Here is a 26,151-nt window from a genome sequence, read left to right as displayed (position 1 = left end):
GTGGCGCGCGGGGCCGGCCTCCTGCCGTGCTGCCGGCTCTACACCGGCAGCAGCGGCATCAATACTTGCGTTTCGGGAACTCCGCGGCGGCCACTTCCATCGGGAAGATGCCTTCCTCGGTCACGATGCGCTTTTGCACCGCCTTGCCGGCCTTGATGTCCTTGACGGCGGTCATCAGCTGCGGGCCCAGCAGGGGGCTGCATTCCACGCTCACATTGAGCTTGCCGGCGATCATGGCCTCGAAGGCGCCCTTGACCGCATCGATGGAGATGATGGTGATGTCCTTGGCGGGCTTCATGCCGGCCTCTTCGATGGCCTGGATGGCGCCGATGGCCATGTCGTCGTTGTGCGCGTAGAGCACGTTGATCTTCTTGCCCTCGGCCTTGAGGAAGGCTTCCATCACCTCCTTGCCCTTGGCGCGCGTGAAGTCGCCGGTCTGCGAGCGCAGGATCTTGAACTTGGGGTCGGCCTTGACGATTTCCTCGAAGCCCTTCTTGCGGTCGATGGCCGGGGCCGAGCCCACGGTACCCTGCAGTTCGACGATGTTGACGTCGCCCTTCTGGTCCTTCATCTTGTCCACCAGCCAGCGGCCGGCCTTGCGGCCTTCTTCCACGAAGTCCGAGCCCATGAAGGTCACGTACAGCGACTGGTCCTTGACGTTGACCGAGCGGTCGGTCAGCACCACGGGGATCTTGGCGGCCTTGGCCTCGCGCAGCACGTTCTCCCAGCCCGACTCGACCACCGGCGAGAAGGCGATCACGTCCACCTTCTGCGCGATGAAGGAGCGGATGGCCTTGATCTGGTTCTCCTGCTTCTGCTGCGCGTCGGAGAACTTGAGCTCGATGCCGGCCTCCTTGGCGGCGGACTTGATCGACTCGGTATTGGCGGTGCGCCACTCGCTCTCGGCACCCACCTGGCTGAAGCCCAGCACGATGGGTTTCTGGGCCCAGGCGGCGCCCGGGAGCAGCCCGGCCACGGGGGCGCAGGCAAGGGCGGATACGAGGGTCCGGCGGTTCAGTTTCATCATTTGTCTCCTGTCTGTTGTTGACGCTGTTGTGAAATGCGATGCGACTGCGGGGGAAAGAACCAACGCTTCAGGCCAGCATGTAGCCGGTCTTGACGGTGGTGTAGAACTCGGCGGCATAGCGGCCCTGCTCGCGCGGGCCGTGGCTGGAATCCTTGCGCCCGCCAAAGGGCACATGGAAGTCCACCCCCGCCGTGGGCAGGTTGACCATGGTCATGCCGACCACGGCGTTGCGCTTGAAATGCATGGCGTGCTTGAGCGAGGTGGTGCAGATGCCCGCGCACAGGCCGTAGGGCGTGTCATTGGCCAGTGCCAGCGCATGCTCGTAGTCATCGGCGCGCAGCACGCAGGCTACCGGGCCGAAGATCTCCTCACGCGCAATGCGGTGCTCGGGCTTGGCCAGGAACAGCGCCGGGGCCATGTAGTGCCCGGGCGTGGCGCGCTCGAGCCGCTCGCCGCCCCAGACATGCTGGGCGCCCTCGCTCCGGGCGATCTCCACATAAGAGAGGTTCTGCTCCAATTGGCTGGCATCGGCGACCGGGCCCATCTCGGTGCCGCGCTCCAGCGCATGGCCCACCTTTAGGGCCACGAGCCGCTGGCGCAGCCGGTCCACGAAGGCATCGTGCACGCTGGCTTCGACGATCAGCCGGCTCGATGCCGTGCAGCGCTGGCCGGTGGAGAAGTACGAGCCCTGCAGCGCGCAGTCGATGGCCTGTTCCATGTCGGCGTCGGCCAGTACCACCAGGGGGTTCTTGCCGCCCATCTCCAGCTGCACCTTGGCACGGCGCGCCGTGGCGGATTGGAGGATGCGTTCTCCGGTATCGACCGATCCCGTAAAGCTGATCGCATTCACCAGTGGGTGGTCCACCAGGGTCTGGCCCACCTCGCGGCCGCTGCCCATGAGCAGGTTGAACACGCCGGCCGGCAGGCCGCAGCGGCTGATGATCTCGGCCAGCGCCCAGCCGCAGGTCGCCACCAGCTCGGCCGGCTTGAACACCACCGTGTTGCCATAGGCCAGGGCGGGGGCGATCTTCCAGGCCGGGATCGCAAACGGAAAGTTCCAGGGCGCGATGATGCCGACCACGCCCACGGGTTCGCGGGTCACGTCCACCTGCACGCCCTGGCGCACCGAGGCCATGAGCTCACCCGGAATGCGCAGCGCCTCGCCGGCAAAGAACTTGAAGATCTGGCCGGCGCGGGCCACCTCGGCCACGGCCTCGGGCAGGGTCTTGCCCTCCTCGCGGGCCAGCAGGGTTCCGAGCTGGTCCTTGCGCGCCAACAGCTCGCTGCCAATGTGGTCGAGCACGTCGGCGCGCCGCTGGGGGCTGCTCTGGCTCCAGTGGGGCAGGGCGTCGGCGGCGGCGCGGATGGCGCGCTCGGTCTGGTTGCGGTCGGCCCGGGCGTACTCGGCCACCACCTCACGGGTGTCCGACGGGTTGGTGCTCACCCCGGTGGTGGTGCCGATCTCCCAGCGCCCATTGATCAGGTGCCGGGGGTTTTGCTGCGTATCGCCGAGTTTCATGGGGACCTTGGAAAGAACCTTGGTGCTGGTGTGCGGCAAAGTCTAAGATCGATTTAGATATCAATCTAATAGTTTTTTTGACAAAATAGATATACGTCTACGCATTCTGGAAAACCCCATGAGCACCTACAACCACTGGTTCATTCGCGCACGCCTGAAGACGCGCCAGCTGCTCTTGCTGGTGGCCCTGGCCGAAGAGGGCAACATCCACCGCGCGGCCCAGGTGCTCAGCATGACGCAGCCGGCCGCGTCCAAGCTGCTCAAGGACCTGGAGGACGTGCTGGAGGTCTCGCTGTTCGAGCGCCTGCCCCGCGGCATGCGCCCCACCTGGTATGGCGAGACCATGATCCGCCACGCGCGCATGGCGCTGGCCAGCCTGAACCAGGCGCATGTGGAGCTGGCGGCCCTCAAGACCGGGCATTTCGGCCAGGTGGGCATCGGGGCCATCACCTCGCCGGGCCTGAGCCTGCTGCCCGCCGCCGTGGCCCTGGTCAAGCAGGAGCACCCGAGCCTGCGCATCTCGCTCGACATCGAGACCAGCCCGGTGCTGATGGACCGGCTGGAGCAGGGCAAGCTCGATATCCTCGTGGGCCGCCTGTTCGAAGAGCACGACAAGGCCAACCTGCGCTACGAGCCGCTGAGCGAGGAACTGGTCTGCGCTGTGACCCGACCGGGCCATCCGCTGTCGGGCATGGCCGGGCTGACCCTGCGTGACGTGCTGGCCGCCGGCTGGATCGTGCCGCCCGCAGGCAGCGTGCTGCGCCACCGGTTCGACCTGATGTTCCAGCAAGAGGGGCTGGCCCCGCCGGTCAACGTGGTGGAGACGGCGGCCCTGCTGTTCATGACGCGCATGCTGCAGCAGAGCGACATGATCGCCGTGGTCGGCGCCGACGTGGCGCACTACTACGCATCGCACGGCATGGTGGCGGTGCTGCCGCTGGCCATGCCCTGCCACATGGATGCCTTCGGCATCATTACCCGCACCGACCGCCTGCTGTCGCCGGCCGCCAAGGTGATGATGAAGGCGCTCAAGCAGACCAGCCTGGTGCAGTACGGGCGTCGGCTCGAAAACGGAGACTAGGTACTGCCCTCTGAATGAACCTCATTCATTCCAAGGCTGGTCGGTACTGTCGCAGCCTAGGCCAGGACAGCCGCGCAAGGGCCGCCCCGCCGCGCTGGCGGTGTCCCCCTTCCCGAATGGCGCAGCCATTCGAGAGAAGGGGTGAAGGCGCGAAGCGACTCAGGGGGATGGTCCGAATTACACCCAGCCGGCGTCCACCTTGAACTCTTGCGCCGTGCACATCGCACCGTCATCGGACGCCAGAAACAGCACCATGCGCGCGATGTCATGCGGGCGCAGCTTGTCGGGCAGGCACTGGTTGCGCGCGATCTCCTGCTCGCCCTCGGCGTCGAGCCACAGCTTGATCTGGCGCTCGGTCATCACCCAGCCGGGCGAGACGGTGTTGATGCGGATGCGGTCCTGGCCGAGCGTGCGCGCCAGGCCACGCGTGAGCCCGTTCACCGACGACTTGGCAATGGCATAGCAGGGGTAGCCTGCGCCCTTGCCCTGCCAGCCCGTGGAGCCCAGGTTGACCACCGAGCCCGCGCCCAGGCGGCGCATGCCGGGCACCACGGCCTGGATGGCGAAGAAGGCCGGGCGCTCGTTGATGGCCATGCGCTCGTCGTAGTAGTCGGGCGTGACCGACTCCAGCGTGTGGCGGTCATCGCTGGCGACGTTGTTGACCAGCACCGAGAAATCACCGAGTGCGCCTGCCGCCTCGGCCACGGCCGCCTGCAGCGCGGCGATGTCGCGCACGTCGCACACCTGCCACCACGGGCGCTCGTGGCCTGCGTCCACGAGTTGTTGGGCCAGCGCTTCGCTGGCTTCGCGCGCTACGTCCACGAAGGCCACGCGCGCACCCTGTTCGGCGAACGCGGCGACGATGGCAGCGCCGATACCACTGCCGCCGCCGGTGATGAAGACCGAGCGGCCTTGCAAGCTCGGAAAGTGGGCGAGCGCAGCGGGCTGGGAGGGGATATGGATACCAGTTGTCATTGCAATTTGTATATCAAAAAATTCCAAAAATAATCATTCCATGCATCAATTGACGTTGATAAGATGCCCGGCGTCAAGAGGCAGGCAGGTAAACAACAAACAGGAGACAAGCTTTGAGCAACCAGAGTCCCATGGCAGCGTCCGCTGCGTCGCGATTTCCCGTCCCCACCGTCACGTTGCCCCTGCGCTGCGTGGTCGAATCCGATGCGCAGCTGGGGGAGGGGCTTGTATGGTCCGTGCGGGAGCAGGTGGTGTATTGGCTCGACATCCTGGGCTGCCGCCTGTACCGGCTGGACCCGGCCACGGGCCTGCAGACGCAGTGGAGCTTCGACGAAGAGATATCGGCCCTGGCCGAGCGCCGGGACGCGCCCGGTCTGATCATCACCCTGCGGCGCGGCTTCGCGCTGTTCGACCCCGCCACCGACAGCGCCCCGCATTGCCTGCACCAGCCCGCAGCCGAGCTGCCGGGCAACCGCTTCAACGACGGCAAGTGCGATGCCGAGGGCCGCTTCTGGGGCGGCAGCATGGACTTTGACTGCAAGCTGCCCACCGGTGCGCTCTACCGCTACGACCCCGACGGCCGCTGCACGCGCCACGACGAGGGCTTCGTGGTGACCAACGGGCCCACCTGGGCCATGGCGGAGGGCCGACAGCGCCTGTACTTCAACGACACGCTGAGTTCCATCACCTGGCGCTACGACTTCGATGCGGTGGCAGGCACCGTGTCCAACAAGCAGATGTGGAAACGCTTCAGTGCCGAGGACGGCCTGCCCGACGGCATGACCACCGACGCCCTGGGCCGGATCTGGATCGCCCACTGGGGCGGCCACTGCGTGAGCTGCCACGACCCCGAAACGGCCGAGGAACTGGGCCGCGTGGTGCTGCCCGCCAGCCAGGTCACCACCTGCGCCTTTGGCGGGGCGGACCTTCGCACGCTGTTCATCACCACCGCGCGGGTGGGTCTCACGCCGGCGCAACTTGCTACCGAGCCGCTGGCCGGCAGCGTGTTTGCCATCGAGATCGACAGCCCCGGCGTGCCCGCCCATCTGTTCGGCGGTTGACCCTTTTCACGAGAGCTTGCACATGAGCGAAACCACCCATCCCATCACCTGGCTGAGCCATGCGGGCCAGCACCTGGGGCTGGTCCCCTCCCTGGGCGGCAGCGTGGCCGCCTGGCAGATCGACGCCCCGGAGCAAGCCGGTGGCCGGCTCGACCTCTGGCGCCGCTGGGATGGTGCCACCCCCGACCTGTACCAGCTGGCCTCGTTTGCCATGGTGCCCTGGTCCAACCGCATCAGCGGCGGCGGCTTCACGCACGCCGGGCAGTTCCATCCCATGCAGCCCAACCGGGCAGGCGAGCCGTATCCCATCCATGGCGATGGCTGGCTGCAGCCATGGGTGCTGTCGCAGCCCGCGCCGGACACGCTGCAGATGCAACTGCGCTCGGAGCGCTTCGGGGGCAACCCCTACGACTACGAATCGGTGCAGACCTTTCGCCTGGTGGAGGGCGGGCTGGACCAGCATGTGCTGGTGCGCCACCTCGGCGCCGAGCCGCTGCCCTACGGCATTGGCGTGCATCCCTGGTTTCCGCGCACGCCGGGCACGCGCATCAGCGCACCGGTGCAGGCCGTCTGGCTGTGCGGCAACGACCCGTTGCCGACCGAACACACCCGGCAGTTCCCTGAAGGCTGGGACCTGAATGCCGGCGTCTCGGCCCATGGCACCCTGATCGACAACGGCTACACCGGTTGGGGTGGCACGGCGCAGATCGACTGGCCCGAGCACGGCCTGCGGTTGACCGCCCGCATGCCCGATTCCGGTGCCGATGGCGGCGCCGGGCAGCACTTTTGCCTCATCTACCGCCCACCGCAGGGCCCGGCCTTCTGCTTCGAGCCCATCACCCAGCCCATCGATGCCTTTCACCTGGCGGGGCAGCCAGGGCTGCGCGTGCTGGAGCAGGGGGAGTCGTTTGCGCTGAACGTGCAGTGGCGCTACGGCCGGCTGGCCGTTGGCTAGCAACAGGCGATTTCCGTCGGATCAGTCCACCTCTGCCTGGCGACCCAGAAGCCTGTCCACCGCTGCGCGCAGCGCCAGCAAGGACGTGGTGTTGAGCACGAACACCACGAAGCCTTCGATCTGGCTGCTGAGCAGCTCGAAGCGGATGTGCAGGAACACCACCAGGTGGTTCTGGATGCGCGTGCCCAGAATGGTGCGGCTGTCACCGACATCGACACGGGGCGGGCTCAGCTCGAACTCGTTGCCCAGCAGGTCGGCCAGGGTGGCGAGGCAGGCGCTGAGCATCACGTTGCCCAGCTCGGTCATGGCATCCTGCTCGATGGCGCTCAGGTCCTCGCCGGGCAGGCTCTGGCCCGCGACGATGCGGACGATCTCCAGGCTCTTGTCGCCCGGAAAGATCAGCAGCGCGTCGCCGTTGAACACGCCCCGGAAGGGCTGGCGCACCCCATACATGGTGCTGCCGGCGGTGCCCAGTTGCTGGGCCGCCTCGCTCACCGTGAAAATGCTCACGTGCGGTACTGACAGCAGCACCTCGTCGTGCATGAGATCGCCCATGGCAGCGGCCGCCTTGCCGACACCGATGTTGAAGATCTCGCTGAGCGCGTCTATTTGTTCCGCATCAAGCTTGGCAGTCATGTCATGCTCCTGCCAGTGCTGCGAGCTTCCTCGCTGCATCGGCTGTGATGGGTTTTGCAATGAATACCAGGCCGGCCTCGTCGATGCGTTCCTGCATCGCAGACTGGACGTTGGCGGTGAGGATGGCGATGGGCAGGTGGGGCCGGGTCTGGCGCAATGCCAAGGCCGCCTCCAGGCCGGTCATCCCGTGCATGTTGAAGTCCATGGACACCAGGTCCACAGGGTGTTCTTCACACATTTTCAGGGCTTCCTCGCCGCTGCTGGCGTGCAGGATGGTCCATGCGGGGTGGGCCTGCAAGACGAATCCTTGCAGGATGAGCCGGGACATGCGGCTGTCGTCAACAATCAAAAGTCGCAGGCTCATGGCAGGATCTCGGTTGTATCGGGAGACGGGATGGATCGTTCGTAGGCCAGCACCTTGTTGCGGCCCGTGGCCTTGGCGCGGTACAGCGCCTGGTCGGCCCATGCCAGGATGGTCTCTATCCCGGCATCCCGGTGCGCCATCTCGGCCATGCCGATGGACACGGTGATCCTCAACGGCTCGCTGGCGATGGAGAGGATCTGCAGTTGCGAGATGGCGTCGCGGATGCGCTCGGCCACCAGGTGTGCACTTTCGGTGGACGAGTGGGGCAGCAGGGCCGCAAATTCCTCGCCCCCCAACCGCCCCAGGATATCGGCCTCGCGCAGCGCGCCCGCAATCGAGGTGGCGCAGGCACGCAGCGAGTCGTCGCCGGTCTGGTGTCCATACCGGTCGTTGATGCGTTTGAAGTGGTCGATGTCGATCATCAGCACCGTGCACGGCTTGGCATGGCGGCGGCAGTGGTCGAGCAGTGCGGTGCCGCGCTCCAGAAAGGCCCGTCGGTTGAGCAGGCCGGTCAGTGAATCGCGCGTGGCCAGTTCACGCAACTGCGATTCCAGTTGCTTGTGCGTGCTGATGTCGAAGCCCCACAGCAGATGGGCCAGCCTGCCATCGACCTCGATGAGGCGTGCCGACAGCGAGCTCCAGCGTGGATTCCTGGTGCCGATGAGCGCTTCCATGCCATCCACCTGGCCATACTTCTCCAGCGCATCCATCAATTGCCGGCTGGTGGCAGGGTCGTGCAGCAACTCGGGCAGGAACAGCTTCATGGGTGGCCACTGGAGCCCCAGGCGTTCCACCATCTGGTTGTTGATGAAGTGCACGAAGCCGCTTTCGACGTCTACGAGAACGACATCGCTGGGGCTGGAGTCGAGGATGAAGCCCAGCAACGCGCGGTTCTCATCGATCTCGCGCGTGCGACTGGCCACGCGCATCTCCAGCTGGCGGTTGGCCTGCGCCAGCTGCTGGGACAGGGCCTGGGCCGACCGGGCTTCTTGCAGCAGCTTGCGGATCAAGAGGGCCGTGCCTATCAGCAGGCCCCCGAGCACGGCGCTGAGCAGCATGAAATGGTCGTGCAGTTCCTGGCGAACCCGGTCCGTGTCCTGCGAGGAAAACAGGTGTACCGCCACCACGGCCTTGCGGGTGCTCTGCAGCAGGGCATCGGTGTGCGCGATGATGTCGTCGCTCAGGCCCGCACGTTCGGGTGGTGCCGAGGCCATGCGGCTGGACCAGCGCTTTACATGCCGGCCCAGTTCCTCCAGATCGAGTGCTGGCTGCGCCAGATCCTGCCGCAACCGCGCGCCGATGCGCTGGCTTGCGCCGGCCATGTCCAGGGTGCTGTAGAGAACCTCCAGGCGCTCGCGCAGCTCCTCCTCGGGCGCCTCCAGCGCTTTCACCTTGCGCGCCAGCAGGGCGACCCGCCCCAGTTCGCTGTGCACGCTCGACACGTACCACAGATCGCTTTTCTGAAACGGCTGCGCCAGCGATTGCGCCTGCCGCAGCGTCCACCACAAGGCGACGGATGTCGCCACCACCATGGCCAGCACCAGGGCCAGCAGCCAATAGGTTCCACGCTGGTGGCGCGGCAGGCGGGCGGCTTGCGCCGCAGGCGACAGGGGCTTATCGGACGGAGAGGACATTGACCTGCCAGATGGTGCGGTTGACGTAGTCCTGCTTTTGCAACTGGGGGTGTTGGTCAAAGGGATAGATCAGGATCAGGGGGCCCTTGTCGCGCACGCCGATCGGCTGGTGATTGCGGCGGTAGGCCAGTACCGGGTCGTACTGCAACAGGTCGCTCCATGGGATGCGCACGGCGTAGTCGTTCAGGGCGGTCAGCTCGATCTGGTGGCGCTCGTTACCGCCCATCCGTTCCACCAGCTGGCGCAGGGACACGCCGCGCCACTGGGACTTGCCGGCAATCCCCAGTGCCTGCGGCAAGGTGGTGACGATGTCACGGGCCGGCAGCCTCTCCAGCGCCTGGAGGTCGCAGGCCAGGGCTGGCTGGGTTGGGCGTTGCAGTTGCAGCACCGGCCGCGCGCCTGATGGCTGGCACACCAGGCTGGCATGGGAGGGCAATGGCAGCCACAGGCTGGACAGGACAACAAACAGGGCGAACGCTGCGCAGGGCAGCCCCGCGCGAAAACAGGGCGTCATGAAGGGGTCTCGCTGGCTCGCTCCTCGGATGCAGTGTCAGGAGCAGACGCAGCGACTATGCCGGGATGCCCTGCAAGGTGGGCCTGTTTACACGCTGTTGTGGGGGCAATAGCCCCGCTTTGACAATTGTTGACAGCTTGGCCATGCAGCCCGGCGCCCCGCAGGTGTGGACGGGGGCGCATTCCAGGCGCCCATGGCGCGCAAGAATCGCCCCCGGCACCCGGGGCTCCACGCATGTGCGGGTCGGCCCTGTCGGCCGCACCTGCGGTACCGCTTCAAATGACCCGAAAGCCGTGTGTCCCGTCGCGGCCCAACTGCTCGACCAGCCCGAACTCCCAGTCCAGGTAGGCCTGCATGGCCTCGCGCGGGCTTTCCGTGCCCTCATAGGGGCGGCGGTAGCGGTCGGTACGTGGCGATGCCAGGCGCGTTTCGCCATGCTCCAGCGGCAGGCCCTGGTCGATCCAGGCCTGGGTGCCGCCGTCCAGCACCTGCACTTCGGCCCCGGTCAGGCGCGCCAGGTCCTGCGCCGCATAGCGGGCCAGCAGGCTGCTGCCGCAGGTGAGCACGTAGCGGCGCGCCTGCGGGATGGAGGCCACGGCGTGCGCCAGCTGCGAGCGCAGCGCGAACCAGGCACCCGGGATGTGGCGCTGGGTGTAGTTGGCGCTGCTGGTGAGGTCAAGCACGGCGGTGTGTCCGGCCGGCTCCTGCTGCAGCCATGCGGCCAGTTGCTCTGGCGTGGTCCAGGCGATGGGGCCCTTCGGCTCTGGCACGGAGTTGGCCACGGCGCCGGTTTCGCTGAAGTCTGCGGGTTGTGCGCTGTCGAGCACCCACACCTCCCAGCCCATCTGGGCCAGCCACGATGCGCTCATGTTGGCGCGCACGCCATCGTCGTCCACCAGCACCAGGCGGGCACCGCGCACGGCGGCCGTGTGGTCGGTCTCCTGCACCAGTTGGCCACCCGGTGTGTTGCGAAAGCCCGGCAGGTGGCCGGCGGCGAACTCCTCGGGCGTGCGCACGTCCAGCAGGTAGGTGGTGCGGCCGGCCTCGGCCGCAAAGCGGGCCAGGACGCCGCCCTGGGCACGCTGCACGCGGGCGCGGTCGGCCACGCTGCGTGCCTGCTGCGGCGCCTGGCTGCGGTTTGTGTGCACGGCGGGATCGAAGCGGCGGCTGGCGCCGCGCTCCAGCGTCTGCCCGGCCAGCAGCCAGCCGATGGTGCCGTTGCGCAGGGCGGCCACGGGGTTGGGAATGCCAGCGTTGACCAGCGACTGCGTGCCGATGATGCTGCGCGTGCGCCCGGCGCAGTTCACGATGATCTGCGTGGCAGGGTTGGGCGCCAGCGCCTGGGCGCGCAGCACCAGTTCGGCGCCGGGCACGCTTACTCCGGTGGGGATGTTCATGGTGTGGTATTCGTCGTAGCGGCGTGCATCGAGCACCACCACGTCGGCCTTGGCGTCGATCAGGGCCTGCACCTCCTCGGCAGCGAGGGAGGGGGTGTGGCGCTCGGCCTCCACCAGCTCGCCAAAGGACTTGCTGGGCACGTTCACGTCGATGAACAGCTCGCCCCCGGCATCGCGCCAGCCCTGCAGGCCGCGTGCGAGCAAGGTCACCTGGGTGTAGCCCAGCTGCTGCAGCGTGCGCGCCGCCGGCTCAGCCAGGCCCTCGCCATCGTCGTAGACCACGATGAAGGTGTCGCGGCGGGGGATGCGCGTCCAGGCATCGAGCTCGATCTTGCCGGCCGGCAGGTTGGCGGCGAACAGCGGGTGGCCCTGGGCATAGGGGTCTTCCTCGCGCACGTCGAGGAGGGCGATTTCCTCGCGGGCGAGCAGGGCCTGGCGGACCTGGAGAGCGGAAGTCTGGGGAATGGCGGGTGCGGTCATTGCGGGATCGTACGGGTCTTTGAAAATCGGGTCAGGCCGAGGGGGCAGGGTTGCGGGACAGGTCCCAGATGTTGGGCAGGGTGCTGTTGCTGTAGCCCGAGATGAAGGGTTTGCGCGTGCCGTCTTCGAGGTACACGCTGCGCTGCACGGCACCGATGTTGGCACCGTAGACGTGGATGCTGATGGAGGTCTGGCCCTCCACCGCGTTGCTCACGCGGTGCACGTCGCCGATGCTGGGGGACACGGCCTCCACCTGGCCGGGCTGCAGGCGGTGCGGCGCGCCATCGGCGGCCCAGCGTCCGTCTGCGATACGGGCAAAGGCCTGCGAATCCTCGGCACCGCGCAGCATGCCGATCAGGCCCCACACCGTGTGGTCGTGGATGGGCGTGGCCTGGCCCGGTCCCCAGACGAAGCTCACCACCGAGAAGCGGCCCAGGGCATCGGCATGCAGCAGGAACTGTTGGTAGCGCTCGGGGCTGGGTTGCGCATAGGCGGCGGGCAGCCAGTCGTCATGGGCCACGAGCGCACCCAGCAGGGCGCCGCCGCGTTTGAGCAGTTCGGGCTCGGGCGGGGCGCTTTCCACCAGTGCGGCCAGTTGCTGAACGAAGCCGCGCAGGCGGGCGGTGTCGGGCGACGTCGGGGCGGCGGTGGGCGCGGTTGGTTCTTTGGCTGTGGAGGCGAGGGCATTCATGCCCTGCATTGCACCAGCGTTGGGCGTGGGGGTGTGCGGAATCTTTTGCATATCCATCTCCGTTTTTCTTCGTTCTCATTGTGGTGTCCAGCAGTTGCAATGCGGCTGGTGCGGTGCTTGCCACCGTTGTCTTTATTACACATGAGGTGCAGGGCATGAACAACAAGGGCCAGGTTCTGGGTGGGGGAGAAGCGCGCTGGTCGCGCCGGCAGTTGCTGCGTGCAACAGGTGCTGCCACGGTGGTGGGCGCCTCGGGCGTGGTGGGCAGCCAGGTTCTGGCGGCCAGCAATTTGCGCGAAGTCAAGCTGGCGTGGAACGCCAACGCCATCTGTCTGTCGGCCGCCCCGGTGGCGATCGAGCGCGGCATCTTTGAAAAGCACGGCCTCAAGGTCGAGCTGGTCAACTTCGCGGGCTCCACCGACCAGTTGCTCGAAACCATCGCCACCTCCAAGGCCGATGCCGGCCTGGGCATGGTGCACCGCTGGATCAAGCCGCTGGAGTCGGGTTTCGACGTGAAGCTGGTGGGCAGCTCGCACGGCGGCTGCTCGCGCCTGGTGGGCTACGAGGCAGCCGGCGTGACCAGCCTGCAAAAGCTCAAGGGCAAGACGATTGCCGTGTCGGACCTCAACAGCCCGGGCAAGAATTTTTTCTCGGTGCTGCTGTCCAAGGTGGGTCTGAACCCCGAGAAGGACGTCACCTGGCGCCAGTTCCCCGGCGACATGCTGGGCCTGGCCGTGGAAAAGGGCGAGGCCCAGGCCATTGCCGATGGCGACCCCAACCTCCTGTTGATCCAAAGGCGCACCAAGGGCCTGGTGGATCTGGCCTCCAACCTCTCGGGCGAGTACGCTGCCAAGACCTGCTGCGTGCTGGGCGTGAGCGGCGCCATGGTGCGCAGCGACAAGGGCACGGCGGCGGCCCTCACGCGCGCCATCATCGAGGCGTCGGACTTCGTGGCCGACAACCCCAATGAGACGGCACGCATCTTCAGCCCCTACTCCAAGGTGCCGCAGGAAGACCTGCGTGCCGTGCTGGGCACGCTCACGCACCGCAGCCACCCGGTGGGCACGGCCCTGCGCCAGGAGATCGAGTTCTACGCGCGCGATTTCAAGCTGGTGGGGGTGCTCAAGCCCTCCACCGACCCCGCGCGCTTTGCCGCACATGTGCACGCCGACGTTCTGGCCTGATCCCGCCATGAGCACCGTTGCCGACCATATTCTGCCTGCACCCGCATCCGTGGCCGATGCGCCCCGGGCGCCCCGTGCCACGGCGCCCGCCACCAAAGTGGCTGCGCCCGCCACCTTCGGCGCGGCCCAGCCTGTTCCCTCCATCTGGTGGGCTGGGCTGGTGGCTGCCTTCGCCTGGGCGGCCCTGGGCCTGCTCACCTATCTGTGGCCCAACAAGCCCGCGGGCTTCAGCGAATGGGAGTTCACCCAGGAATTTGCCCTGGGAGCCGGCGTAGTGGCCGTGGCACTGGTGGCGCTGGCCCTGACCCCGGTGGCTTTCGGCGCCGTGGGTGCGCGCGCGCGCCGCGCGGGCCCCTGGCTGGTGGCCATTGCCGTCGGCCTCACGGTGTGGGAGATGTTCACCGCCAAGCTGGGTACCCTGCCGCCCCCGTTCTTTGCCCCGCCGCAAAGCCTGGTGGAGGTGTATGTGACCGACTGGGCGCGCCTGCTAGAAAGCGCCGGCGCATCCATCCGCCTACTGGCCCTGGGCATCGCCATCGGCGCGGCGGCGGGCTTCGTCACCGGCGTGCTGATCGGCTGGTCGCGACAGGCCAGCTACTGGATCCACCCGGTGCTGCGCATCCTGGGGCCGGTGCCCACCACGGCGCTGCTGCCGGTGAGCTTCTATTTCTTCCCGTCGAGCTGGTCCACGGCGATCTTCCTGATCGCATTGGGCACGGCCTTTCCGGTGGCCATCCTCACCTGGTCGGGCGTGGCGGGCGTGCACAAAAATTACTACGACGTGGCACGCACCATGGGCGCATCGCCCTGGTTCCTGGTGCTGCGCGTGGCCATACCGGCCGCGCTGCCGCAGGTCTTCGTGGGCCTGTTCATGGGCCTGGGCGCGGCGTTCTCCACCCTGGTGGTGGCCGAGATGCTGGGCGTGAAGGCCGGCCTGGGCTGGTACCTGACCTGGGCCCAGGGCTGGGCGGCGTACCCCAACATGTATGCCGCACTGATCGTGATGGCGCTGCTGTTCTCGGGCGTGATCACCTTGCTGTTCGTACTGCGCGACCGGGTGCTGTCGTGGCAGAAGGGGGTGGTGAAATGGTGAGTACAGCGATTGCCGCCGAGGCGGGCGCCGCAGCCCGGGTCACTGGTGCGCGCATCGACGTGCGCAATGTGAGCCACTGGTTCGACCTGCCCGCAGGCCCGCTGCACGTCATCGACGAGCTCGACCTTTCCATTGCCCCCGGCGAGTTCGTGGCGCTGCTCGGGCCCAGCGGTTGTGGCAAGAGCACCTTGCTCCGCCTGGTGGCGGGGCTCGAGCCCGCGACCACGGGGGAGTTGCTACAGGACGGCACCCCCATCACCGAGCCCGATCCCTCGCGCATCGTGGTCTTCCAGGACCCGACGCTGTTCCCCTGGCGCACGGTCTGGGACAACGTGGCCCTGGGCCTGCAGGCGCGCGGCATCCTGCGCCAGCAGCGCCACCGGGTGGACCAGGCCCTCAGCCTGGTGGGGCTGCAGGACTTTGCCAAGGCCTTTCCGCACCAGCTGTCGGGCGGCATGGCGCAGCGCGTGGCGCTGGCGCGGGCCCTGGTCAACGACCCGAGCCTGCTGGTGCTCGACGAACCGCTGGGCAAGCTCGACTCGCTCACGCGCCTGTCCATGCAGACCGAGCTGGTGGACCTGTGGCAGCGCACCGGCTTCTCGGCCCTGCTGGTCACGCACGACGTGGAAGAGGCGCTCTTCATGGCGCAGCGCGTGGTGGTGTTCGCCGACCGGCCGGCGCGTATCCAGCAGGTGCTGGTGAACGATTTGCCTTACCCACGCCACCGCGGCGACCCGCGCCTGGCCGCGCTGCGCCATGAGGCTCTGGCCCTGCTGGGGCTGGATGCGAGCTGGTAGGCCGGGCTGTTGTCGCCGGAACTGTTGAACGGCCTGCTCGAAGGCCTGCAGGCCGCGCAGCAAGGGCTGCGTGCCCTGTTGCACGCGTTGGGCCTGGCTCCTGAAGTGCACGGCCAGCCCGCCTGGCCTTGGGGGCAGCGCATTGCGGCCGAGATGCTGGTGGTGGATGCCGGCCATGCGCGGCGCGTTCTGCTGTCGCTGGTGTGTGCGGGCGCCGCCTTAGTCGTCTTGTTGGTATCGCTGCCCTGGCGACGTGCGCGTCTTCCCCTCTGGGCGCTGGCCATTGCCTTGCTGGTGTTCGCCCCCTGGCCCCAGGCGCACCTGCTGCTGGCGCCGGCCGTGGCGACCAGCCTGCACCAGTCGCCCACCGGCTTTGCTGCGGCAGGCATCGTGCGTGGCCAAGCCACCTACCAGCAGCACTGCGTGCGCTGCCATGGCACCGACGGCCGCGGAGAGGGGCCCGACGCGCCGCAGCTCGTGCAGTGGCCGCCCAACCTGAACGGCGCACTGCTGTGGAAGCGGCTCGACGGCGAGTTGTTCTGGCGCGTGCGCGAGGGCATGCACAACCGCGCGGGCGTGCCCACCATGCCCGGCGTGGGCGGCGCATTGAGCGACGCGCAGATCTGGGAGGTGCTCGACTACCTGCAGGCCCATGCCGCCGGGCAGATGCTGCGCGAATCGGGCACCTGGGACCGCCCGGTGCGCCTGCCGGCCATGGCCGTGCAATGCCGCCAGGGTGGCGCGCGACACAGCCGCGAGCTGGTGGGGCAGCGCGTGCGCGTGGCCGTGGCGGGGCCCGGCGTGCAGCCCGTGGCCGACGACCCGCGCCTGGTCACCCTGGTCGCCGGCGTTCTGCCTGCAGGGGGCGATTCCGAATGCCGGCCGCAGGCAGACCTGCATGCTCTAGACCAGGCTCTGGCGCTGGTCCTGGGCATCCCGGCCGCCGAACTGCCGGGCTACCAGTTGATCGTGGACCGCGCCGGCTGGCTGCGTGCCCGCGGCCAGCCAGGCAAGGCGGCCTGGTCCGAGGACGACCTGGTCTGCCGCTCGACCACCGTGCCCGGGGCGCCCCCCGATGTACCGGTGGCGGTCGCCGCCGTCGCACCGGGCGACGGGCTGGAGGCGCTGATCCGCCGCATGGACGCAGAACCGGTGCGGCTCACGCGCGGTGGCTTTCCGCACTGAATCGGATGGGGGCGGACTGGCGCGCCCCTACTTGCGGCTCTTGCGGTACACGTCGCCCACCGAATTGGTCAGCGACGCCTTGTCCGGTGCCACGCGCATGGTCATCGGCCGTTCCTTGCCGCCCGCGATGCAGGTGAGCAACAGCACGCCGGCACCCGGTTGGTAGCGGCAGTGGGCATAGACCTTCTGGCTGTCGCGCAGCACCACCGTGCCCTGGGCGTCGAAGTCCATGAAGTCGTCGGTGAAGCCGGGCTTCTTGCGGTCTTCGGCCAGTTGCCAGGTGCCGGCCAGCCAGCCGGTGCCCTCCTGCGCCAGGGTGCTGCCGGCGAGTGCCAGCAGGGCGATGCCCGCCAAGGTGTGTCGAATGCCCATGTCTGCTTACTCCTTGCGTCCCAGCGCGAAGTAGATGCCGCCCAGCACCAGGATGACGAGCGGCATGCCGATGGCCACGAAGCCCCGCGCCTGGACGTGGCGCAGGTTGGCCAGCAGCCAGAGCCCGCCGACGGCCATGCCGGCGATTCCGGCCTGGGTCTTGCGGTTCATCTGAAACCCTCCGGGGCGGGTACGGCAGGCACGGCCATCCCTTGGTTGCAATGCATGAAAATCCCTCTCTCGTCGTGTTATTTCCGGCATTTTGCCAGGGCTGCGCTCAACCCTCCAGCGCGTTCATGGCGAACGGCGCCGCCGTCAACATGCGCAAGTCCTGCGCATGGGGTGGGGCCGGGGGGGGCAGTAGTGACCGCACACCGCAGCAGTGGCCGCAGGCGGTATGTGCGCAGTGAATTTGCAAACGCGGTTTTCTTCGTTGGCTGACAGCGGTGGGCGTTCCATCATGGACCGGTTCATTTACTTGCCTCACCAGGAGCCCGCTATGCCCGTCCAGTTCATCGGCATGATCCAGCCGCACGAAGTCTCTGAAACCATCGCCCGCAAGGGCCCGGCCGTGGATGCTGCTTATGTGCGCGTGTTCGCCCAGGCGCACGAACACGCAGGTTTCGACCGCATCCTGGTGCCGGCCAGCTCGTCCAGCCCCGACACGCTGCTCACCGTTGCCTATGCCGCCTCGGTCACCGAAAAGATCGGCTTTTTGCTGGCCCACCGCCCGGGCTTCGTCGCGCCCACGCTGGCGGCGCGCCAGCTGGCCACGCTGGACCACTACACCGGCGGGCGCCTGGCGGTGCACTACATCAGCGGCGGCTCGGACGAGGACCAGCAGCGCGATGGCGACTTCCTGGACCACGACCAGCGCTACGCCCGCACCGACGAGTACCTCGCGCTGCTGCGCCGCGTGTGGACCGCCGACAAGCCCTTCGACCACGAGGGCGCCCACTACCGCGCCAGGGGCGTCTGGTCCGAGGTCAAGCCGTTGCAGCAGCCCTATGTACCCATCTTCTTTGGCGGTGCCTCGGCGCCCGCGTTGCAGGTGGCCGGTAGGCATGCCGACGTGTATGCCCTGTGGGGCGAGTCACTGGCCCAGGCCAGCGACCTGGTGCGCCGCGTGCGCGCCGAGGCCACACTGCACGGGCGTGAGGTGCAGTTCAGCATCTCCTTTCGCCCGATCCTGGGAAAAACCGAGGACGAGGCCTGGGCGCGCGCCGAGCAGATCCTCGAAGACACGCGCCGCCTGCGCGTGCAGCAGGGCTACTCGCGCGGTAATGGCCCCCAGCAGAGCGAGGGCGCGCAGCGCCTGCTGGCCGACGCCGCCAAGGGCGACCGGGTGGACGAGCGCCTGTGGACCGCGATTGCGCGCGAGATCGGCGGGCGCTCCAATTCCACTTCGCTTGTGGGCACGCCCGAGCAGGTGGCCGACGCCTTGCTGAAATACTACGACCTGGGTATCACCACCTTCCTGATACGCGGCTTCGATCCGCTGGTGGATGCCATCGACTATGGCCGTGAACTGCTGCCCCTGGTGCGCGCCAAGGTGGCCGAGCGGGACCGGCAGACCGCAGCACATGTGGCGCTGAAGGTGGCCTGAGCACCGCGCCTTGCAGGCAGATGCGGCGCGCACTTCTTGCGAGTGCGCGCTGCAGTGCTTTTGGCTCAGGCGGGTGGCTGCACAGCGCCTCTTGCCCCAAATGCCCCGCTGAAGCTGCGGTCCCACGGCGGGGCCACCTGGGCCGGGCCATCGAGCACGCCCAGCTTCAGAAAGGTATCGGCCACGGCCTGGTGGCCCTTGACCACACCGTCGTCCACGGCGCGCAGGTCGTAGTCGGTGCTGCGGTTGTTCCACAGCTCGATCAGGTCGCCCACCGGCACGCGGGTTTCTTCCGACTGCGCGCGGGCATAGGCCAGGTAGTTGCCATTGGCCCAGAGGTAGGCGCGGCGCAGGCGCTGCAGGTAGTCGCTGATGGCGGCGTGTTTGAGCGGGTCCTGCACAGACCTGGGGTTGGCATAGATCGGGAAATTGCCCGAGAGGTAGCCATCCCCGGTCTTGAGCACGCGCGCGCCGTAGCGCAGGCGCGCCAGCTGGCCGTTGTAGCCATAGATGGCCCAGGCATCGAGGTCGCCCCGGTCAAAGGCCGACAGGCCGTCGGCCGGTGTGAGGCTCACAGGCGTGATGTCGGCAAACGACAGGCCCGCTTCGGCCAGCTGCCGGCTCAGAAAATAGTGCGAGGTGGTCGCGCGCACATAGCCCACGCGCTTGCCCCTGAGGTCGGCGATGCGCGTTATGGGCGCGTCCTTGCGCGCCAGGGTGACCTGGTTGTTCAGATCCTCGCGCGTGACGGCGATGAAGCGCACCTGCGCCTTCTGCCGCGCCGCGAACAGGGCCGGTATCTCGCTGCCCGAGCCCAGGTCCAGCGCGTCGCCGTTGATGGCCTCGATGTGCAGCACGCCGTTGTTGAGCTCGCGCCACTCGATGCGGTAGGGCGTCTGGCCCTGGCCGCTGGCCGCGATGAGGGGGCGCCACAGGCCCTTGTAGGTGCCGATGCGCAGGGTGACCTTGGAGAGGTCGGTGGCACCTGCCGCCACGGCGGGTGCGCCTAGAGTGGCCAGGGTGGCCGCACCCAGGCCGGCGCGCAGCAGGGTGCGGCGGTGGGTGCCGGAGGTGGTTGGCAATGGCATGGAGAAAGTCCTTTCGTCGTTCTGCGGGAATGCCAAGGTTCCAGCAACCGCTTTCCCGCTCCAACGACCATTGCGTAGCATCGATATGCGCAAATCAGCGGTCCGCAGCATGCGCCCCGCCTCATGCCAAAACCGAATGTGCACACGCGCTTTTCTTCGTTGGCGGTGCCGGGGGCGGCCTTTATGGTGGGCAGCACATTCCCCAGACACAAGGCCTCCCGATGTCCTCCTCAGCCACGCTGTTGCCTCCGCTGAACCTCCACGCCCGGAACCTCGCCCCCCAGCGCAAGGACTGGTTCGATCCACCGCCAGCGCGCCCCACGCTGGAGGCCGAGCGCCGCCACCGGCAGGAGAACCTGGCCGTGGCCTTTCGCCTGTTCGCCCAGCATGGCTTCGACCATGGTCTAGCGGGCCACATCACGGCGCGCGACCCGGAGTGGGCGGACCATTTCTGGGTCAACCCGCTGGGCCTGCATTTCTCGCAGATCAAGGTGTCGGACCTGTTGCTCGTGAACTCTCAGGGCGAGATTGTGGTCGGCAACGGTCCGCTGAACCGGGCGGCGTTCGCCATCCACGCGGCGCTGCACGAGACGCGGCCCGACATCGTGGCCGCTGCGCACACGCATTCGACCTACGGCAAGGCCTGGTCAGCGCTGGGCCGCCGGCTCGACCCGCTGACGCAGGACTCGTGCATCTTCTACGAGGACCATGCGCTGTTCGATGACTTCACGGGCGTGGTGCTTGAGACGGACGAGGGCTTTCGCATCGGCCAGGCCCTGGGCAACCAGAAAGCCGTGATCCTGCAGAACCACGGTATTCTGACGGCCGGCCCTTCGGTGGAAGCGGCTGCCTGGTGGTACATCGCGCTCGAGAACGCCTGCCACACCCAACTGCTGGCCGAGGCCGCGGGCGTGCCCCGGCCCATCCGGCCCGAAGTGGCGCGCCACACGCATGCGCAGATCGGCGGGCCGGGCGGGGCGCACTTCACCTTCAAGAGCCTGTTCGACATCGTGGTGCGCGAGCACCCCGAGGTGCTTCAGTGAACGCGCCCCTCACGGCAGGCCAACTGGCCCGCACGCTGGCCGTGGAGTTCGGCGCGCGCGCTGCCGTGCATGACCGCGAAGGCAGCTTTCCGCACCGCAATTTCACCGAACTGCAGCAGGCCGGTCTGCTGTCGCTGGCCGGGGCGCGCCATCTGGGCGGGCAGGGCGCATCCCTGGCCCAACTGGGCGAGGTGGTCGGTGCCGTGGCCCAGGGCTGCCCGGCCACCGCGCTCGTGCTCACCATGCAGTACATGCAGCAGCGCGCCATGGGCCGGGCCGGTTCGCCCTGGCCCGAGGCGCTGGCGCGCCAACTGGTGCAGGAGTCGGTGCGCGAGGTGTCGCTGATCAATGCCCTGCGTGTGGAGCCCGAGCTGGGCTCGCCCGCGCGCGGCGGCCTGCCGGCCACGGTGGCACGCCGCGCGGGTGAGGGTGCGGGCGCGGGCTGGCGCATCACCGGCCACAAGATCTATTCGACCGGCGCACCCATCCTGCGCTGGTATGTGGTGTGGGCCCGCACCGACGAGGAGGCGCCGCGCACCGGCGCCTTCCTGGTGCGGGCAGGGGCGCCCGGCATCCGCATCGACCCCACCTGGGACCACCTGGGCCTGCGCGCCAGCGGCAGCCACGATGTGCATTTCGACAGCGTGCCGGTGCCCGCCAGCCATGCGCTGGAACTGCGCCTGCCGCAGGACTGGGCGCGGGGTGACTCCGCCGTGCAGGCCGAGATGGTGGTCCTGCTGGGCGGGCTCTACACCGGTGTGGCACGGGCTGCGCGCGAATGGCTGCTCGACTTCCTGCGCACGCGCAGCCCCGCCAGCCTGGGCGCGCCGCTGGCCAGCCTGCCGCGCGTGCAGGAGGCCGTGGGCACGCTGGAAGGGCTGCTGCTCACCAATGAGCGCCTGCTGCGCGGCCTGGCGGCCGACATGGATGCCGGTGTGCCGGTCTCGTCGGTGGACAGCGGCCTGATCAAGTCCACCGTGACCCACAACGCCGTGCATGCGGTGGAGGTGGCCCTGTCGCTCACCAGCAACCACGGCCTGGCCCGGCGCAACCCGCTGGAGCGCCATTTGCGCGACGTGCTGTGCGGGCGCATCCACACGCCGCAGGATGACAGCGTGCACGTGGCGGCGGGCAAGGCGGCCCTGGGCTGACGGGGCAATGCGGTCCGGGGTGCCGACCCCGGACCGATGTCCGCTGCATGCGAAAACCGCATATCCATGGACGCAAGGCTTCGTTGGCCTGGCGCGCGGCGGGTGCTGCAATGAAGCCTGTCCAACCCGATCACTTCTTGTCCAACGCCACCATGCTGCGCCGCCAATTCAACCACCTGCTCACCGCCTCCGTCGCCGCCAGTTCCTTTCTGTCGCCGGTGCTCACCCACGCACAGTCCCGCGTGCTGTTGCGCGCGGGCGACCAGAAGGGCGGGCTGCAGGCCCTGCTCGACGCTGCAGGCGAGCTCAAGAACCTGCCCTACGACATCAAGTGGAGCGAGTTCCCTGCAGCTGCGCCGCTGGCCGAGGCGCTCAACGCCAATGCCGTGGATTTCGGCCCCATCGGCGATGCGCCGCTGCTGTTCACCCTGGCCGCCGGCAGCCGTGTGAAGGCCTTTGCTGCGAGCCGCTCCGATGCCTATGGCACGGCGGTGCTGGTGGCCCCCAATTCGCCGCTCAAGACCGCAGCCGACCTCAAGGGCAAGAGCATTGCGACCAACCGCGGCTCCATCGGCCATTTCGTCACGCTCAAGGTGCTGGAGTCGGCGGGCCTCAAGGCCGATGACGTGCAACTGCGCTTCATTCCACCGCCGGACGCAAAGCTCGCGCTGACGCAGGGTTCCGTCGATGCCTGGGCCACCTGGGAGCCCTACACCGCGCTGGCCGAGACCAGCGGTCACGCGCGTGTGCTGGTCAACGGGCGCGGGCTGTGGACCGGGCTGAGCTACCTGGCCGCAACGGAGGTGGCCCTGGCCGAAAAGACCGCGGTGCTGCAGGACTTCAAGGAGCGCGTGGTGCGCGCCCAGGTCTGGTCCTACCAGAACGCCAAGCCCTTTGGCCAATCGCTGGCGCGCATCATCGGCATTCCCGCCGACGCCGCGCAACTGCAGTTCGAGCGCCGCGCCACGCGCTGGCAGGACATCGACGCACAGGTGCTGGCCGACCAGCAGCGCACGGCGGATTTCTACCTGGCGGCAGGGCTCCTCAAGCAGCGGCTGGACGTGCGGGGCACCTTCGATACGCGGTTCAATGCCAAGGCCTGACGGCAGGGACCCCGCGCCCCAGGGCATTTGACCCGCCGCCAGCAGCCTGGCGCGCTGCGCCGCACAATCGGCGCCTATGCATTCTTCCTCGACGATGCTGCGCCTGATCAGCGTGGCGGCCTTCTCCAGCATGGCATCCATGCGCGTGTGCGATCCGATGCTGGTCACCCTGTCCCAGGAGTTCCATGTCACCACCGGCGATGCATCGGCAGTGATCGCCGCGTTCGCGGTGGCCTACGGCGTGCTGCAGCTCTTCTACGGCCCGCTCGGTGACCGCTTCGGCAAGGTGCGCGTGATCATCGGCGCCACCTTCGCCTGCGCCGTATTCAGTGCCGTCACGGCCCTGGCGCCGACCCTGCCGGTGCTGGTGGTGTCGCGCGCGTTCATGGGTGCGGCGGCGGCTGGCATCATCCCGCTGTCCATGGCCTGGATCGGGGACAGCGTGGCCTACGAGCAGCGCCAGGAGACGCTGGCCCGGCTCATGGTGGCCACCGTGTCGGGGATGATGGCCGGCCAGTGGTTCGGCGGCTTCGCGGTGGAGGCCCTGGGCTGGCGCTGGGCGTTTGCCGTGCTGTCTGTGCTGTTCCTCACGGCTGCCACCCTGCTGCTGCGCCAGATGCGTGCCACGGTGGCGGGTGCTGCAGCGGCGGGTGACCATCCGGCCGAACCGGCTGCCTTCTCGCTGCCAGCCTACCTGGCCACCACCGGGCGCCTTCTGCGCATGCCCCGGGTGCGCTGGGTGCTGGCCATCGTGGCGGTGGAGGGGGCCCTGGGCTTTGGCACCATGGCCTTCGTGCCAGCGCGCATGGTCGATGGCTTTGGCCTGTCCCCGTCGGCGGCGGGCGGGGTGATGGTGCTGTACGGCGTGGGCGGGCTGGTCTACAGCCTCATGGCGCGCCGCTGGCTGGCCATGCTGGGTGAGAAAGGCCTGGCACTGCTGGGCGCAACGATGATCGGCGGGGGGCTGCTGCTGCTGGCCTGGGCGCCGCTGGTACCGCTGGCGGTGCTGGGCTGCTTCTCTGCCGGCCTGGGCTTCTACATGCTGCACAACACCTTGCAGGTGCAGGCCACGCAGATGGCGCCCGAGGCGCGGGGCACGGCAGTCACCTTGTTCGCATGCCTGCTGTTCCTGGGCCAGTCGCTGGGGGTACTGGCAGTTGCGGCCAGTGTGGACCGGGGGTGGATCGCGCAAGTGTTCTCGATCGCCGCCGTATGCGTGGTAGTGCTGGGTGTGCTGGTCTCGCGCAAGGTCAAGGGGCGGGTTCCGCAGACTGCCGCCGTCTGATTTCGACATCTAAATAACCAAACTGTCTTATTACCCAATTTTTTGATAGTTGGTTTCTTTATGTTGCAATAGTACATTCCCTTATCCTTTTCATCCAGGGCCGAACCGGCGCCACAGGCGTACGGCGGCCCTTTGCGTTTCATGATCGACTTACGGGGTATCACCCAGATTTACCCGGGCCCACAAGGCCCGGTGGAAGCCCTCAAGGGCATCGACCTGCACATCCATTCGGGCGAGGTCTTCGGCATCATCGGCAAGAGCGGTGCCGGCAAGAGCTCGCTGGTGCGCGTGATCAACCTGCTCAACCGCCCCACAGAGGGCGAGGTCATCGTCAATGGCCGCGACCTCACCAAGCTCAATGACGCGCAGCTGCGCGAAGCGCGGCGCGACATCGGCATGGTGTTCCAGCATTTCAACCTGCTGTCCTCGCGCACGGTGTTCGACAACGCCGCGTTGCCGCTGGAGCTGGCGGGCATGGACAAGGCCGCCATCCGCGAGCGGGTGAACCCGCTGCTGGAGCTGGTGGGCCTGTCGGCCCTGGCCAACCGCTACCCGGCACAGATCAGTGGCGGGCAAAAGCAGCGCGTGGGCATTGCGCGCGCGCTGGCCAGCCGCCCCAAGGTGCTGCTCTCGGACGAGGCCACCTCGGCGCTCGACCCCGAGACCACGCGCTCCATCCTCGACCTGCTGCGCCAGGTGAACCGCGAGCTGGGCCTCACGGTGGTGCTCATCACCCACCAGATGCAGGTCATCAAGCAGGTGGCCGACCGCGTGGCCGTGATCGAGGCCGGCCGCATCGTGGAGCAGGGCCGCGTGCTGGAGGTGTTCACGCGCCCCCAGCAGGCCATCACCAAGAGCCTGATCGACGAAATATTGCCGCAGGAGCTGCCCGCCAGCGTGCTCGACCATGTGCGCAAGCTCACCGGCCAGCTGGCCACCACCGCGCCCGGCCATACCGGCCGGCTGCTGCGCCTGTCGTACTCGGGTGACAGCGCCTACCAGCCCATCCTGTCGCAGCTGATCCGCGAGTTCGGCGTGGACATGAGCATCCTGCACGGCCAGGTCGACGAGATCCAGGACGAGACCTTCGGTTCGTTGGCCGTCTACGCCAGCGGCGAGCCCGCGCGCTTGCGCGGCGCGGTCGAGCACCTGCGCGCGGGCGGCGTGGCCGTCGAAGAAGTCACCATTGAAACCTGAAGAGGCAAGAAGCCATGTTTGACCATTTCACTCCCGCCATGCTGGAGCTCTTCGCCTCGTCGCTGTGGGAGACGCTCATCATGGTGGGCATCTCCGGCCTTGTCGGCGGCCTGCTGGGTGTGCCGCTGGGCGTGTTCCTGCGCCTCACCGACCAGGGCGGCGTGCTGGAGAACAGCCCCGTGAACAAGCTCGTGGGCTGGCTGGTGAATGCCGTGCGCTCCACACCCTTCATCATCTTGCTGGTGGCCATCATCCCGTTCACGCGCTTCATCACGGGCTCGTCCATCGGCACGGCGGCGGCCGTGGTGCCTTTGACCATTGCCGCTGCGCCCTTCGTCGCGCGCCTGGTGGAGGCTGCGTTGCGCGAGGTGGACCATGGGCTGGTCGAAGCGGCCCAGGCCATGGGGGCTACCACCAGCCAGATCGTCTGGAAGGTGTTGCTGCCGGAGGCTCTGCCTGGCATCGTTGCTGGGCTGACCATTACCTTCGTGAGCCTTACCGGGTACTCGGCCATGGCCGGTGCGATTGGTGGGGGTGGGTTGGGGGATCTGGGGATTCGTTATGGGTACCAGCGGTTTCTGCCGGAGATCATGTTGGCTGTTGTGCTGGTGTTGATTTTCTTTGTGCAGGCGGTGCAGAGTCTCGGGGATTGGGCTGTGCGTCGGCTGAGCCATCGTTGATTTGTCGGCTGTGGTTGCTCTTTGCCTTGATTG

Annotated in this window: 26 protein-coding genes; 14 read left to right on the top strand and 12 right to left on the bottom strand. The window is 67.8% G+C overall.

Features of this window, described 5'->3' with window-relative positions; genetic code table 11:
* Positions 1 to 58: 58 nt before the first annotated feature.
* Positions 59 to 1,024 carry an ABC transporter substrate-binding protein gene (locus tag ASE31_RS30570; protein WP_057207118.1) on the bottom strand — a complete coding sequence of 322 codons (966 nt, stop codon included), beginning with the start codon at positions 1,022 to 1,024 and terminating at the stop codon, positions 59 to 61.
* Between the two features lie 70 nt (positions 1,025 to 1,094).
* Entirely contained in the window at positions 1,095 to 2,546 is a 1,452-nt protein-coding gene (locus ASE31_RS30565; protein WP_057207002.1) for an aldehyde dehydrogenase family protein, read from the bottom strand.
* Positions 2,547 to 2,664: 118 nt separating this feature from the next.
* Here ASE31_RS30565 and ASE31_RS30560 point away from each other — a divergent pair, with 118 nt between their 5' ends.
* On the top strand, positions 2,665 to 3,627 hold the full coding sequence (locus ASE31_RS30560; RefSeq protein ID WP_057207000.1) for a LysR family transcriptional regulator: 963 nt from the start codon (positions 2,665 to 2,667) through the stop codon (positions 3,625 to 3,627).
* 177 nt (positions 3,628 to 3,804) lie between these two features.
* Here the strand turns inward: ASE31_RS30560 and ASE31_RS30555 are convergent, their stop codons facing one another.
* Complete coding sequence (locus ASE31_RS30555) at positions 3,805 to 4,602, bottom strand: SDR family NAD(P)-dependent oxidoreductase (RefSeq protein WP_057206997.1); 798 nt, start codon at positions 4,600 to 4,602, stop codon at positions 3,805 to 3,807.
* 131 nt (positions 4,603 to 4,733) lie between these two features.
* On the opposite strand from ASE31_RS30555, the gene ASE31_RS30550 reads away from it, so the two are divergent.
* Complete coding sequence (locus ASE31_RS30550) at positions 4,734 to 5,663, top strand: SMP-30/gluconolactonase/LRE family protein (RefSeq protein ID WP_057206995.1); 930 nt, start codon at positions 4,734 to 4,736, stop codon at positions 5,661 to 5,663.
* A 22-nt stretch (positions 5,664 to 5,685) separates the two neighbouring features.
* On the top strand, positions 5,686 to 6,618 hold the full coding sequence (locus tag ASE31_RS30545; protein WP_057206993.1) for an aldose 1-epimerase: 933 nt from the start codon (positions 5,686 to 5,688) through the stop codon (positions 6,616 to 6,618).
* Between the two features lie 21 nt (positions 6,619 to 6,639).
* On the opposite strand, the gene ASE31_RS30540 is transcribed toward ASE31_RS30545, so the two are convergent.
* The 6 genes from ASE31_RS30540 to ASE31_RS30515 all read right to left on the bottom strand — a co-directional run bounded on the left by ASE31_RS30540 (position 6,640) and on the right by ASE31_RS30515 (position 12,334).
* Positions 6,640 to 7,254, bottom strand: a complete 615-nt coding sequence (locus ASE31_RS30540; RefSeq protein ID WP_057206991.1) for a hypothetical protein — start codon at positions 7,252 to 7,254, stop codon at positions 6,640 to 6,642.
* Between the two features lies 1 nt (position 7,255).
* Positions 7,256 to 7,618: a response regulator gene (locus ASE31_RS30535; protein WP_162261452.1), complete on the bottom strand. Its 363-nt coding sequence runs from the start codon at positions 7,616 to 7,618 to the stop codon at positions 7,256 to 7,258.
* A complete protein-coding gene (locus ASE31_RS30530; RefSeq protein ID WP_057206987.1) occupies positions 7,615 to 9,252 on the bottom strand; it encodes a diguanylate cyclase in 1,638 nt (545 codons plus the stop codon). The genes ASE31_RS30535 and ASE31_RS30530 overlap by 4 nt, the downstream gene beginning before the upstream one ends.
* Positions 9,233 to 9,766, bottom strand: coding sequence for a molybdopterin-dependent oxidoreductase (locus ASE31_RS30525; RefSeq protein WP_057206985.1), 534 nt, complete (start codon positions 9,764 to 9,766; stop codon positions 9,233 to 9,235). Before ASE31_RS30525 ends, ASE31_RS30530 begins: the two co-directional genes overlap by 20 nt.
* A 275-nt stretch (positions 9,767 to 10,041) precedes the next feature.
* Positions 10,042 to 11,643 carry a rhodanese-related sulfurtransferase gene (locus ASE31_RS30520; RefSeq protein WP_057206983.1) on the bottom strand — a complete coding sequence of 534 codons (1,602 nt, stop codon included), beginning with the start codon at positions 11,641 to 11,643 and terminating at the stop codon, positions 10,042 to 10,044.
* A gap of 31 nt (positions 11,644 to 11,674) precedes the next feature.
* A complete protein-coding gene (locus ASE31_RS30515) occupies positions 11,675 to 12,334 on the bottom strand; it encodes a cysteine dioxygenase (RefSeq protein WP_057207116.1) in 660 nt (219 codons plus the stop codon).
* A gap of 155 nt (positions 12,335 to 12,489) precedes the next feature.
* On the opposite strand from ASE31_RS30515, the gene ASE31_RS30510 reads away from it, so the two are divergent.
* Genes ASE31_RS30510 through ASE31_RS30495 form a run of 4 tightly spaced genes read left to right on the top strand, consistent with a single transcriptional unit; the run spans position 12,490 to position 16,593 of the window.
* Entirely contained in the window at positions 12,490 to 13,518 is a 1,029-nt protein-coding gene (locus ASE31_RS30510) for an ABC transporter substrate-binding protein (protein WP_057206981.1), read from the top strand.
* Positions 13,519 to 13,525: 7 nt separating this feature from the next.
* Entirely contained in the window at positions 13,526 to 14,611 is a 1,086-nt protein-coding gene (locus tag ASE31_RS30505) for an ABC transporter permease (RefSeq protein WP_157412721.1), read from the top strand.
* Complete coding sequence (locus ASE31_RS30500) at positions 14,605 to 15,408, top strand: ABC transporter ATP-binding protein (RefSeq protein ID WP_057206979.1); 804 nt, start codon at positions 14,605 to 14,607, stop codon at positions 15,406 to 15,408. The genes ASE31_RS30505 and ASE31_RS30500 overlap by 7 nt, the downstream gene beginning before the upstream one ends.
* A gap of 9 nt (positions 15,409 to 15,417) precedes the next feature.
* Positions 15,418 to 16,593, top strand: coding sequence for a cytochrome c (locus ASE31_RS30495; RefSeq protein WP_057206977.1), 1,176 nt, complete (start codon positions 15,418 to 15,420; stop codon positions 16,591 to 16,593).
* A 27-nt stretch (positions 16,594 to 16,620) separates the two neighbouring features.
* Here ASE31_RS30495 and ASE31_RS30490 read toward each other — a convergent pair whose 3' ends face one another.
* Together ASE31_RS30490 and ASE31_RS32000 are read right to left on the bottom strand one after the other, a co-directional pair.
* On the bottom strand, positions 16,621 to 16,965 hold the full coding sequence (locus ASE31_RS30490) for a hypothetical protein (protein WP_057206975.1): 345 nt from the start codon (positions 16,963 to 16,965) through the stop codon (positions 16,621 to 16,623).
* Positions 16,966 to 16,971: 6 nt separating this feature from the next.
* Entirely contained in the window at positions 16,972 to 17,136 is a 165-nt protein-coding gene (locus ASE31_RS32000; RefSeq protein WP_157412720.1) for a hypothetical protein, read from the bottom strand.
* Positions 17,137 to 17,464: 328 nt separating this feature from the next.
* Here ASE31_RS32000 and ASE31_RS30485 point away from each other — a divergent pair, with 328 nt between their 5' ends.
* Complete coding sequence (locus ASE31_RS30485) at positions 17,465 to 18,571, top strand: LLM class flavin-dependent oxidoreductase (protein ID WP_057206972.1); 1,107 nt, start codon at positions 17,465 to 17,467, stop codon at positions 18,569 to 18,571.
* A 65-nt stretch (positions 18,572 to 18,636) separates the two neighbouring features.
* Here ASE31_RS30485 and ASE31_RS30480 read toward each other — a convergent pair whose 3' ends face one another.
* Positions 18,637 to 19,659 (bottom strand): ABC transporter substrate-binding protein, encoded by a 1,023-nt coding sequence (locus ASE31_RS30480; RefSeq protein ID WP_057206970.1) that lies wholly within the window; start codon positions 19,657 to 19,659, stop codon positions 18,637 to 18,639.
* Between the two features lie 221 nt (positions 19,660 to 19,880).
* On the opposite strand from ASE31_RS30480, the gene ASE31_RS30475 reads away from it, so the two are divergent.
* The 6 genes from ASE31_RS30475 to ASE31_RS30450 all read left to right on the top strand — a co-directional run bounded on the left by ASE31_RS30475 (position 19,881) and on the right by ASE31_RS30450 (position 26,118).
* Complete coding sequence (locus tag ASE31_RS30475; protein ID WP_057206968.1) at positions 19,881 to 20,702, top strand: class II aldolase/adducin family protein; 822 nt, start codon at positions 19,881 to 19,883, stop codon at positions 20,700 to 20,702.
* The gene (locus tag ASE31_RS30470; RefSeq protein WP_057206966.1) at positions 20,699 to 21,853 is read left to right on the top strand and encodes an acyl-CoA dehydrogenase family protein; all 1,155 of its coding nucleotides are present in this window, start codon (positions 20,699 to 20,701) and stop codon (positions 21,851 to 21,853) included. Before ASE31_RS30475 ends, ASE31_RS30470 begins: the two co-directional genes overlap by 4 nt.
* Before the next feature lie 152 nt (positions 21,854 to 22,005).
* On the top strand, positions 22,006 to 22,956 hold the full coding sequence (locus tag ASE31_RS30465; RefSeq protein WP_057207112.1) for an ABC transporter substrate-binding protein: 951 nt from the start codon (positions 22,006 to 22,008) through the stop codon (positions 22,954 to 22,956).
* Positions 22,957 to 23,032: 76 nt separating this feature from the next.
* Positions 23,033 to 24,241 (top strand): MFS transporter, encoded by a 1,209-nt coding sequence (locus tag ASE31_RS30460; protein WP_235514815.1) that lies wholly within the window; start codon positions 23,033 to 23,035, stop codon positions 24,239 to 24,241.
* A 141-nt stretch (positions 24,242 to 24,382) separates the two neighbouring features.
* Positions 24,383 to 25,438 (top strand): methionine ABC transporter ATP-binding protein, encoded by a 1,056-nt coding sequence (locus ASE31_RS30455; protein ID WP_057206963.1) that lies wholly within the window; start codon positions 24,383 to 24,385, stop codon positions 25,436 to 25,438.
* Between the two features lie 14 nt (positions 25,439 to 25,452).
* The gene (locus ASE31_RS30450) at positions 25,453 to 26,118 is read left to right on the top strand and encodes a methionine ABC transporter permease (protein WP_057206961.1); all 666 of its coding nucleotides are present in this window, start codon (positions 25,453 to 25,455) and stop codon (positions 26,116 to 26,118) included.
* Positions 26,119 to 26,151: the final 33 nt, after the last annotated feature.

Origin of the sequence: Acidovorax sp. Root217 (assembly GCF_001428645.1) — a bacterium.
Lineage (GTDB): Bacteria > Pseudomonadota > Gammaproteobacteria > Burkholderiales > Burkholderiaceae_C > Acidovorax.
This window is presented reverse-complemented; position numbering and strand designations above follow the sequence as displayed.